We start from the raw sequence: 9856 nt of genomic DNA on the forward strand, positions 1-9856 counted from the left end.
GGATGAAACACATTCATATTCGCGGGGGCAATACCGATTCGCCGATCGCTCAGGCAAAAGTGCAGGAAGTGCGATCGCTCTTAGCAGCCGGAATTTCCCCGGCTGAAATTGCTCATTTACTAAAGAGATGATCCGCATTACAAATCTAAAATACGCCAAGCACTCCAAGATCCATTGTTTTGACTTCTAAAATATAATTTACCTTCACTGCTGTGGAACTGGATCATGTATAGGCCGGCAATATTTTCTCCAAATAGTGGATCGAATTGAATCAAGCATCCCGTAAAACCGCCCGGAAAATTGCTCAAAATGCCACCACCATCGATCCATTTAAATCCAGCCGCCACCCCTGATATAGCCGTGTTGGCATCTATGTTAGCACCAGCGCTTCGAGGCTGCAAAGAAAGGGATTTATTGGCAATTACTGCGTCGGCTGCCTGAAATTCACTATCACGAGCAATGCTTGCAGGAATATCTGCATCGGCGATCGGGTTGACTGGGTTTAAGTTTATTAGCTTGCCCATTATAGGAGGGTGCTTTCTGACACCATCAGACTAGAGGTTCCGCTGGCAGTGATGACACTCACCGCCCCCAAATATCGCGAGCCCGTAAATTCTTGCTCAAATAGATATCCGGGAGGGATTGGATGCTTGTAAAGTGCAGCCGTAACAGTTGCACTTTCTCGGATAAATACCGTCACAATTCCGGCGTTGTAAATCGAATAATTTCCCCTATTTGGATTAGCTGCAAGCGCTACGCTACTCGTTGCGGTTGCGCTTACCGCCGTTACTGTATCCGAATTTCTAATATCTTCGGCAATGTTTACGGCGATATTAGAAGGGCTTAAATTAACAAGTCCCATAAATTTTAAAAATTATCAATTGCGTTTTTTACTTGTGCATCCGATACTTCGATATACCTCATTAACGAAGATATACTTTTATGCCCCGTTGCTTTTTGGATTACTTTTACACTGCAACCCTGCTCATTTAAGTGAGTAATAAAACCACGTCGCGCCGAGTAGAGACTGAATCCTTGATTTTCTAACCCTGCTTTTTTCACCGCGCGCCTAAAAGCTTTATCTACAGCTTGAAGACTTAAATGCTTGTCAGCCATATATAAAGAAGGGAAAAGCAAGCCTGATTCCGGCGGCCGATAAGCAGCAAGCATTAATTTGAGCGCCCGGTGAATAGTCAACTCCCTAGTCTGCCTGTCTTTGCGATTAGCCGCAGGGTATATCACGCTGTCACGCGGCTGACGTTTAGCCACGTTTTGGTAGATGTGGTTAACATCTATTTTTAGAATCGTTCCAGGTCTTTCCCCAGTGTACCAAGATATTCCCAGAAAAAGTTTATAGACATCCGTTGTAAATTTGTCGCTTATTTGATTAAAAGTTAACTGGGACAAGGGCGTAGCTTGTCCAATCCCCGCTATTTTCACAGTTGTCGATTCCGTGCAAATCCTGCAATAATAACAACTTTTTGGTTGCTGTTTTTATTCTAGCGCGCCAAACCTTTTTTGTCACGTGGTTTCCAAATTGAGAAAGGTTGTTGATTTATCTATTTCAGCAACTTCTTAAGAATTTAGAAGCCTACCAATAGGCATTGTAATCTTACTTAAACTTGAGAAGTAAGAATTATATTAAATCATTTATGGCGATTCATCTTCCCGGCGCGAGTGCTTCTGTTTCTGGCAAGAGCTACTCCGATCCGCAAGGCCCGGCAAGTAAAGAGCGTTATGTATACGGAATTTTAGGATTGCTAGAACAGGAAGAAGATAATTTAGTAAGAATTGCTGAAAGAACCGATCGCGTAACTATCACAGCAAATCTATCCACAAAGACCGCTGCTATTGACCTGCTTCTAAACGTAGTGGCAACCAACGCAGCAAACGGCAGTACAAATTACACTGCCAGCCATTACCTTACAGGCTCCACATTTACCAGCGGTACTGGGGGTGACAGCACCGCAGCAAACTTAGCTCAAGCAGCAATGGAGGGAGTAGTCGCGCTCAAAATACTGGAACTCGATCCAGCACGAAAACTCAGCCCCGAAAAAACTGTGATCACCCGCTGCACTCATACACTGGCCGCCAGCGGTGGAAGTAACGCCACGTTTAGCGCACTGCTGGAATTCCCGATGGAAATAATTACGTTGCCCGGTGGCGGCTCTGTCCTTGAAGGAAAGGTGTTTCTAAATTAAAATGGCACAAAACCAACTAGAAAACACGCGAACTTTTAGACGCAATATTACCAGTGCTGACGGTACGGGCATTATTGAAATATTAAACTGCGCTAACGCTTTCACTGAATATGATTCTTTATCAACTTCCTACTATTTAGGCAAAAGCTTTTACCTAGAAGCTTTGAGCGGTGCTATCTACTTACCTTCCTATCAGCAAGCCCCTTTCCCCGAAATATTTCCCGAAATGAACGCAGCCGATAAAATCGCTGCGATGCTTGTAGTTGAGGAAAATTATCCATTTGTAGGATTAAGATTTCACGCTAAAAAAGGGAACGGAGCCTGGTCAACTCTGGCAACGGCAAGGCTTCAAAATAAAGGGCGTGAAACCACAATTCCTTTTACAATCCCGTACCTAACAATTAACCAGTTAAAGCTATTAAGCCCTGATGATAGCTTAGGGCTTTCTATTATTAATTATGGGCATGGTGTACTTGGTAGTGGCGATTATATAAATATTGAAGGTGATTTTAGATTCAATATTGATTTAATTGCAAAACCGCAAGTGAGGACGATCGGCACCGGTTTGCCCTACGGAATCGACATTCCACCAGCAACATCTACAAGATTCCGAACAGCCAACGCCAACCGCGCTATCTTGTACGCCACAAATACAGGAAATTCGGACGTTTGGATTGCCGGCAATTCCAGCGTGGCAGTTGGCACCGGCATTTACTTGGCTCCCAACGGTGGCGGGAATTTGACCGAGCAAACGCTGACCGGGGAACTTTGGGCGATCGCAGACGGTGGCCCTTCCCGCATATCGGGAGTCGAGGCGAGTTATGTCTAGGGTCAGTTCCAAGTCGGGTTTGTCCCCAAGTGCTACAAGGGGCTCAAACGCGATAAATCTTGGCAAAGATAGCAGCGGCCCAGAGATGGGGCGGAAAACGCAACCATCAGTGACTAGCGGCGGAATTGCTATTACTCAAGAAGTTGGAAATATTGGCGGTGTCTCCGTAACTGGTGGCGTATCTGTCGAGGTAAGTCCAATCGGCATTGATGTCAGTGGGGATCCAAGTTACGTCGATCCTTCAAAAGCCAGCATTTCTATTGCTGGAAGTGCCGAGCTTCCCGGTGGCTTTTTAGGAATTGGTGGCGGCGTAAACATCAATACCAATACCGGGGAAATTATAGGGGGAAGCATTGGGGGTGAAATCGGAGGCTTAGGAATTAATATTTCAGCTTCCAATGAAGGCGATGGCGGGGTAGAATTTACCCTGCAAATTCCTGGTACGCCTATCGAATTAAGCTTGGGTCTGCAGTCCCCAAAGAAAGATCCATTACCGACGCCAACACCAACACCGACAATTCCCTCTCCCTCTTTAAATGTGGGTACTAGAGTTCCAATGGGTCAGCTAGCAGGATGTCAAGCCCTGCAAATTAGTTTGTCATCAGTTGTAGGAGGAATTGAATATATATCTTCTCCTCAAATTGGAGGGGGGGGGATAGTAGACAAAAACGCCTACTGGGAAACTTCAACGTCAGTATCAGATGAGATTTCAGATATTCTTATAGGCGACGCTAGTATAGATGGGATTTATCATTATACGGGCATTCAATCAAAAAGAAACCATAACTCAGCCTTTTTTCAGGCTAACTGGCGAAGCCGATTAATTCAAACCAACTATCAATTATTTTATCGTCGCGTTGCTATTCCAGCTAATCCCTGGTTGAATCCTGATTCTCAAGCTCTAGAATCTCTTTATAGTGCAATAGAAAACGCAGTTTGGATGCTAGATGGGCAAGCCATAACAATAATTGATTTTGATTGTTCGACAAATCAAAACCCGGCAACGCCTCCTGCTGGTCTGCCTTTTCCAAACCCACCACCAAGGAGGCAAATAGTGGATACTTGCTGTCAGGAAAACCTCAAGTTTTTAAGAGAAATTTATAAAAAATTAGGACTCGCCAGATTCCCCGGTCAACTGCCTGCAACTATTATTCAAGAAGTCCCGAATGAGGGAGAGGAGCCCGCAGAACCGCCACAGGAGCCGATTCCAGATTTAGTCAGTTTATTAGACTGGCAATTTCGGCGTGATGATGAGCGCTGGGGGCAGTGGGAAGTGCAGATAAATGTCAAGGATTCAGACGTTACCAAAGAAGGCGATCAAGGCAAACAAGTTAAGTTTCCCAACTTAGCAGAATCTATTGCTGAAATAGAAGGTCAAATGCTCTCGCTAACAACTAACATTGATGCGTTAATTGCTATCACTACCAAGAATCTCGTCGAATCAGGATTATCTCGCCAAGAAGCAATTAAAGGTTACTTAGCCTCAAAGTAAATCATTAAGTATATGGCTTTCAAGACTCAAGAAATTGATGTAAGTGTGCCTATCTCTTTCACCCCTGGCGCTGAAACAATACACGATTTAGTTAAAGAATCGGAGTTGCATCTTAAAGGGCTGGATTACACAGAAAAAGAAACTTTGCGCGACATTTTCTTGGATTTGTTGCAAGCAGCAGCCGTGATACGCGCCGTACATTGGCAGCGCATCGATACCAAAAAAGATACAAAATCTCAATTATTAGCTTTGTTAAAAGGCACTGTTGATTTAGCAAAGTCTATTAAAAACCCCACAAATCCAACAGGCGATGACGGGCAAGAAAAAACTACAGACAGCTTTGAAGATTCACTGGACAAGATGGAGAACGGATTTACAACTGTTACAGGAATCACTGATACGCAAAACCCTTACGGCCGGACAGTAGACCGTCGCCCTCGGATTCGACAAATCGGCGACAACATCGCACAAGCAGGGAAAGATAACTAATGGCAACTGCTCAAGCAATTCCCAAAATAGGGATGATTTTAAAAGATTTAGCATCTCGAAAAATTCGCTCAAGTTCAACGGGTGGAAACTTAATCAGAACTTGGTCAGCGAGTGCTATTACTACGTCAAGTAGCGGCGGGTTTTTAGAGACTGTTTTTAATGGCGCTCTTCGTTTTGGTAATTTTTTAATTTCAGTAATCGGTAGTGCAATTTCTTTTAGCTTTACTAAGCTCTGGAGTTGGGTAGTGGGCGGTGTGCAATTTCTTTATAATTTCGACTGGAATATGTCGGACACTGCGATCGACAAACAAATCGAGGGCTTGTGGAATTCTTTTGGAGGAATTTTGGGCGGTGCTGTCGGGCGGGCGATCGGTTGGATTGGTTGCGGGGTAGTTCCGGCAGCGGCAGTTTTTAGTTTTAATCAGTCGCTCGGTACTCACTTGTTAAAGGAAGTTGGCGAGCAAGCGCTTGACGAACTGCTAGACGCCGCTAGCGAAGTAATCAATGCCAGTTTTCGCATGGGTACTCAGGCAACATTTCTCTGGCTCTATAAGGATGTGCGGCGCGCACTCAAAGACCCTAATAATATTTTCGGCAAGGGTTTACGGGCTGTCCTTGGTTCGGGAACAGTTGACAACTGGGGAACTGGCGAATCTTGGACGATCGCCAAAGCAGTAGAGGAAAAAATTGAATCAATCCCTAACGTTTTCTGGCGCAATTTCACAGAAGAAATGCTGGAGGAAGGCTCGGAAGCCTGTATAGAGGCGGGTTTTGCAGTTGCTGGGGGCATTGATGCTTGGCTAGCGCAACAAGCAATGCAAAATGTTTCTGTGCTTGGGGTCGATCGCACTGTGGAAGTTACGCCCGATCGCAGCGCACCAGATGAACGAATCATCCTTAGCGGCCCGGAAGCTGTACTGCGACCGACGATCGTTAACGTGCTGGCAACTCATCAAATGCTCAACAACCGAGATGTAGGGGTCTTGATTAATGGGGGGGCAGCCGACGACTACATAACTCCCGGTGTTCAAGAACGGACTTTAATTATTGAATTTCGAGAAAAAACAGCCCCGCCGTGGAAAATGCCATCAGGTAAAAGGGCGCGCTGTCGCGAAATTACAATTCCAGGAATTAAGCGCGGTTTAACGTGGGAAGAAGTGAAATTGGCGGCAAAACAATATACCAGTGGCCAGCGACTTATAACCGCGCGACTGGATAACGGTCGCCAGATGCAATGTTATGCAAGCACAGAAAATGAAGGGCTTCAAAAAATTAAAGAGCTACTTAAACTCTCAACCGCTGAAATTTTGCCAAATGGAGCACGGGACTCTGGGTACATCGATCCTACTTCGCGTCGGCGCTCTCTTCCTTACATTGTTTACCCGTGCAAAGCGGTATTAGTTTGGAAAAAACGCGCAACTGATTTAGAAGGCAGAGAAGATATAGCAGGCAACGTATGGGAAGAGCAGCGAATAAAATTTGAATTATGGCCAGACAGTGAACCTGCTAACTTGCCACTGCTAGGTTAAATAATTTTGGGCAATCAAATATTCTCGTTCTTTTTGTAGTTGCAGCCATACTTGCTCTACAGTCAAGCCTGTCTCAATTGCTAGACGTTTTAACAAATTACCGCGAGGTGTGTATTTATAGGGTTTTCCCCACCGACCATTTTTACGGGTTAGGGCTTTTTTGCTGCGCGTGCTCAATTTTGGGTAAAGGGTTAAATTCATGTTACAAAAATTTACATAGTGTCAACTTGATCGTAAGTGCTATTGCAGAACCCTAGGGTTCCACATAATACTCTGTAGTTTTAAACTTGCTCAGCGCAAGGGATACAGCTATTGACAACACAAGAACAAAACTCTTAAGGTGAAATTACAAAGCACAGCAACCTCTACAAAAATCTATGTCAATTACCATTGCCGAACTTTCTGCTAATTTACCTGCCGGCGTCACCCTCGATCCTACCGCCTACCCAGGGACTGCCCAAGCGATTAAAGTGCTTGTTGATATGCTAGATGCGTTTAATGCAACTCAAGCCGCTTTTAACGCAACCGCGCCAGACGGTTCAGATGTTCTGTCATTAACCGTGGGATTGGGCAATGAACAAACTATTTTTTGGCCACCCGGACAAACTACTACCACTGAAATTGTAAGAGCAAAAACTTACACGGTTACAAGCTTTCAACAAAGTGCAGTAACAGACGTTTACCCGCTCATTGGCTAATTTGATTTTTTCTACTTTGGCTAATTTGATTTTTTCTACTTTGTAAATAGGTAGAAGAAATTAAATTCTAAAATCAGTTCACACTAATTACTTAAACCCTCAAAAAAATGGCTATTACCAATATTTATGGAGAGCGAAATCTACGAGCAGTCAATATGCTTATAGGAAGCATTAACGCTTTCTACGTTTTCAAAACGAATGTAGACGCTAGTGAAGTCTCAGAATTAGGTCAAGTGCCTGCTGAAACTTTAGTTGGTGGCAATCAACCTGTTTTTGTAGGGACAGGGGTGAATGGTCGCCCTAGACCTGCACGATTGAAAAAGAGAAAAGAAGGAATCACTTCTCTTTGTTCTTCTTCATCTTTGGCGACAGCACTTGCAACCCGCAAATGGCAAACTGTTAGACGACAAGTTTTTCAAGGAAGAATTGTTCAAAAATCCGCATCTTTTGGAACTCCGATCGCTGGAGGAGAAGCGGCAAAAGGCAGTGTGTTGGTCGTTGTAACAACTTCAGGGCTAAATTGGGCTTGGCGGATGCCGGCGCAACAATTTAACAAGATTTCAACAGCGGAAGCGACGGCGTTAGGAATTACTATTCCTAATACTGATTTAGAATTCCGTAGCCTACTGGTACGCGCTGACTTACCACGCCCTGGACGTGCTTCTATAGTTCGTTCTACAACAGAAACCACTTTGCGGATTGAAACTTTTATCAGCGATAGCGCAACTTTGCCGACTGGTTGGTCGGGGGCTGGTGAAGCTCGTAAATTTGGAGGGTAAAAAAGTGTTATTACTGCCTCATCATTATGAGTTTGCAGAAACGCTTGCCAACTTGCCGTTTTTTTACCAAGAAGCGGCAAGTAAAACTTGTGAAGTTATGCACCTTATCCAAAGCAATCCCAATCATTTGCCAGAATTAGCAACCGCTAACAGATTAAAAGAATATTTGTGTAGCGGTGAAATTAATGACCATGTTGAATTCGTTGACGGTTATTTAGATAGTGAATTAACAGACGAAAATGAGAATTCGTCAACTTTTTGGGAGCTTGGTGACGAATGGCTTGGTTCGATTTAGGAATTATTTTTCCAACAGAAACGACGTGGCAACAAACAAACCAAAATGCCATTGACCAAGATTTAATTCGCTTGACATACATTTCTGCTGGGTTGATTACTTCAATTAAATCTCGGTTGTTAGTTCGCAGGTTGTGGCAAATTGACGGCGAGCTACCTATTGAAGAAAAAGCAACTGTTGTTTACCCATCGCCAAATCGGATTTTGTTGAATTTGCCCGTTCTTGCCGATTATGTTGAGTCCGGCCTAGCAACTTACAAAATACAGGTTAAACGATATTATCCTTTCCGCAGGTCGGTTATTAGCGAGCCGTCATACGCTTTAAAAGTCGAAGTAAATTAAGGCGCGTTATTATCATCGGATTCGTCTGGCGCAAACTCTAAAATAATTCTGATCCGAACCTTACCCGTAACCCAGCCGCTTAACCCGACTTTAAGCAAATTGCACTGCACACCCGTTTTTGTCCAAAAATCGAAGCCTGACGCAAACACGTGATTTTTTAAAAAACTTGAAATAGTATCTAAAAAGTCATGGGTTGTATAAGTTTTATCGCTGCGAGCATGGAGAGTTGCTTCCGGCTCTAACACGCAAAACACGTGATTTTCGCTGTCTAATGGTTCAAACTGAGGTTCCATAGTTTTATTGGTGACAAAGACAAACTAAGCATAAACGCACAAGTTAGTTTTTGCAACAAAAATATGTAATTGGCATTTATTGCAATGAAAAACATTACAGACACTGCATCCTTAATTGGAACCCTTTTAACATCGTTAATCAGCTTAATTGTACTTTGGAACATAACACGGGGGATTCTTACGCTTTTAGCTAATATACAGCGCAAGCTTACGGTACTTAGAAGTCTGTATATTAGCCAGAGGGCGGAAGTGCGCGACATTCAAAATTATCTCAAAATCCATCATGGGTATCATGTGCGGGGAGGTATCCATGAAATTCAAGATGATTTACTAAACGAGTACAACAATGAAAACACGGGGTTTTGACGTGGACAAATACTCCTACCGTTTTACTGTCGCTAGCTTAAACATTTCAGTAATCATGTTAGTTGGTGCGGGGATAATTCTAATTTTCCAAAAAGAAAATCCTACCCCCTTACTTCCTTTTTTAGCGCCAATTCTTACGGGATTGGGCGGCTTGTTAGTTTCGCCTCCCAAACAGCAGCAATATGACAATAGACAAAGCTAAACAACTTTTAGAAAGTATTAATGCTAGTAAGTCTCAATTGCTGGATTGTTTAGAGGATTTATGCAAAGAGTACGGCTACATTCAAGGGATGACTATCGGTAACTTGCGAGATTTGGTAAGCGGTAAAAAGACACTCGCAGAAATTCAAAATTTAATCGAACAAATTAAGGAAAAAATAAAATGCACAAACTAATTTTTACAATGCAATTAGCTCAATCGCCAAACTTGATTTGCGGGAATTTGCAACTAATTTATCCGACTGGCGAGGCGATCGACTTTTTGGCGACTTCCGGCTGTGCGAATTGGCAGCGACCGGGTGACGAGTGGGTTAGAGGGAAAGGG

At 43.6% G+C, this 9856-nt stretch carries 16 protein-coding genes; 11 read left to right on the plus strand and 5 right to left on the minus strand.

What is annotated here, in order from left to right:
* Positions 1 to 137: 137 nt before the first annotated feature.
* The 3 genes from QUB26_RS30420 to QUB26_RS30430 are packed head-to-tail and all read right to left on the minus strand — an operon-like array spanning position 138 to position 1440.
* Complete coding sequence (locus QUB26_RS30420) at positions 138 to 524, minus strand: pyocin knob domain-containing protein (protein WP_333321023.1); 387 nt, start codon at positions 522 to 524, stop codon at positions 138 to 140.
* On the minus strand, positions 524 to 862 hold the full coding sequence (locus tag QUB26_RS30425; RefSeq protein WP_333321025.1) for a hypothetical protein: 339 nt from the start codon (positions 860 to 862) through the stop codon (positions 524 to 526). The genes QUB26_RS30420 and QUB26_RS30425 overlap by 1 nt, the downstream gene beginning before the upstream one ends.
* Positions 863 to 867: 5 nt before the next feature.
* Positions 868 to 1440, minus strand: coding sequence for a tyrosine-type recombinase/integrase (locus tag QUB26_RS30430; RefSeq protein WP_333321027.1), 573 nt, complete (start codon positions 1438 to 1440; stop codon positions 868 to 870).
* 212 nt (positions 1441 to 1652) lie between these two features.
* Between QUB26_RS30430 and QUB26_RS30435 the strand changes: the two genes are divergently transcribed.
* From QUB26_RS30435 to QUB26_RS30455, 5 genes are read left to right on the plus strand one after another with little or no spacing between them, the layout of a single operon-like run.
* On the plus strand, positions 1653 to 2201 hold the full coding sequence (locus tag QUB26_RS30435; protein ID WP_333321029.1) for a hypothetical protein: 549 nt from the start codon (positions 1653 to 1655) through the stop codon (positions 2199 to 2201).
* 1 nt (position 2202) lies between these two features.
* Entirely contained in the window at positions 2203 to 3030 is an 828-nt protein-coding gene (locus QUB26_RS30440; RefSeq protein WP_333321032.1) for a hypothetical protein, read from the plus strand.
* A complete protein-coding gene (locus QUB26_RS30445; protein WP_333321034.1) occupies positions 3023 to 4522 on the plus strand; it encodes a hypothetical protein in 1500 nt (499 codons plus the stop codon). Before QUB26_RS30440 ends, QUB26_RS30445 begins: the two co-directional genes overlap by 8 nt.
* A gap of 12 nt (positions 4523 to 4534) precedes the next feature.
* Positions 4535 to 5011 carry a hypothetical protein gene (locus QUB26_RS30450; RefSeq protein ID WP_333321036.1) on the plus strand — a complete coding sequence of 159 codons (477 nt, stop codon included), beginning with the start codon at positions 4535 to 4537 and terminating at the stop codon, positions 5009 to 5011.
* Positions 5011 to 6540 (plus strand): hypothetical protein, encoded by a 1530-nt coding sequence (locus tag QUB26_RS30455; RefSeq protein WP_333321038.1) that lies wholly within the window; start codon positions 5011 to 5013, stop codon positions 6538 to 6540. The genes QUB26_RS30450 and QUB26_RS30455 overlap by 1 nt, the downstream gene beginning before the upstream one ends.
* On the opposite strand, the gene QUB26_RS30460 is transcribed toward QUB26_RS30455, so the two are convergent.
* A complete protein-coding gene (locus QUB26_RS30460) occupies positions 6532 to 6741 on the minus strand; it encodes a hypothetical protein (protein WP_333321040.1) in 210 nt (69 codons plus the stop codon). The genes QUB26_RS30455 and QUB26_RS30460 overlap by 9 nt on opposite strands.
* A 176-nt stretch (positions 6742 to 6917) precedes the next feature.
* Here QUB26_RS30460 and QUB26_RS30465 point away from each other — a divergent pair, with 176 nt between their 5' ends.
* The 4 genes from QUB26_RS30465 (at position 6918) to QUB26_RS30480 (ending at position 8653) form a co-directional block, all read left to right on the plus strand.
* The gene (locus QUB26_RS30465) at positions 6918 to 7238 is read left to right on the plus strand and encodes a hypothetical protein (RefSeq protein ID WP_333321042.1); all 321 of its coding nucleotides are present in this window, start codon (positions 6918 to 6920) and stop codon (positions 7236 to 7238) included.
* Between the two features lie 107 nt (positions 7239 to 7345).
* Entirely contained in the window at positions 7346 to 8017 is a 672-nt protein-coding gene (locus QUB26_RS30470) for a hypothetical protein (protein ID WP_333321044.1), read from the plus strand.
* Between the two features lie 4 nt (positions 8018 to 8021).
* The gene (locus QUB26_RS30475) at positions 8022 to 8312 is read left to right on the plus strand and encodes a hypothetical protein (RefSeq protein WP_333321046.1); all 291 of its coding nucleotides are present in this window, start codon (positions 8022 to 8024) and stop codon (positions 8310 to 8312) included.
* Positions 8294 to 8653, plus strand: coding sequence for a hypothetical protein (locus QUB26_RS30480; protein WP_333321048.1), 360 nt, complete (start codon positions 8294 to 8296; stop codon positions 8651 to 8653). The genes QUB26_RS30475 and QUB26_RS30480 overlap by 19 nt, the downstream gene beginning before the upstream one ends.
* Here QUB26_RS30480 and QUB26_RS30485 read toward each other — a convergent pair.
* A complete protein-coding gene (locus QUB26_RS30485) occupies positions 8650 to 8946 on the minus strand; it encodes a KGK domain-containing protein (RefSeq protein ID WP_333321050.1) in 297 nt (98 codons plus the stop codon). The two genes, QUB26_RS30480 and QUB26_RS30485, sit on opposite strands and share 4 nt — an antisense overlap.
* A gap of 346 nt (positions 8947 to 9292) precedes the next feature.
* Between QUB26_RS30485 and QUB26_RS30490 the strand changes: the two genes are divergently transcribed.
* Positions 9293 to 9514, plus strand: coding sequence for a hypothetical protein (locus tag QUB26_RS30490; protein WP_333321052.1), 222 nt, complete (start codon positions 9293 to 9295; stop codon positions 9512 to 9514).
* Positions 9495 to 9707: a hypothetical protein gene (locus QUB26_RS30495; RefSeq protein WP_333321055.1), complete on the plus strand. Its 213-nt coding sequence runs from the start codon at positions 9495 to 9497 to the stop codon at positions 9705 to 9707. Before QUB26_RS30490 ends, QUB26_RS30495 begins: the two co-directional genes overlap by 20 nt.
* Positions 9708 to 9856: the final 149 nt, after the last annotated feature.

Origin of the sequence: Microcoleus sp. B4-C1, from assembly GCF_036705285.1 — a bacterium.
Lineage (GTDB): Bacteria > Cyanobacteriota > Cyanobacteriia > Cyanobacteriales > Microcoleaceae > Microcoleus.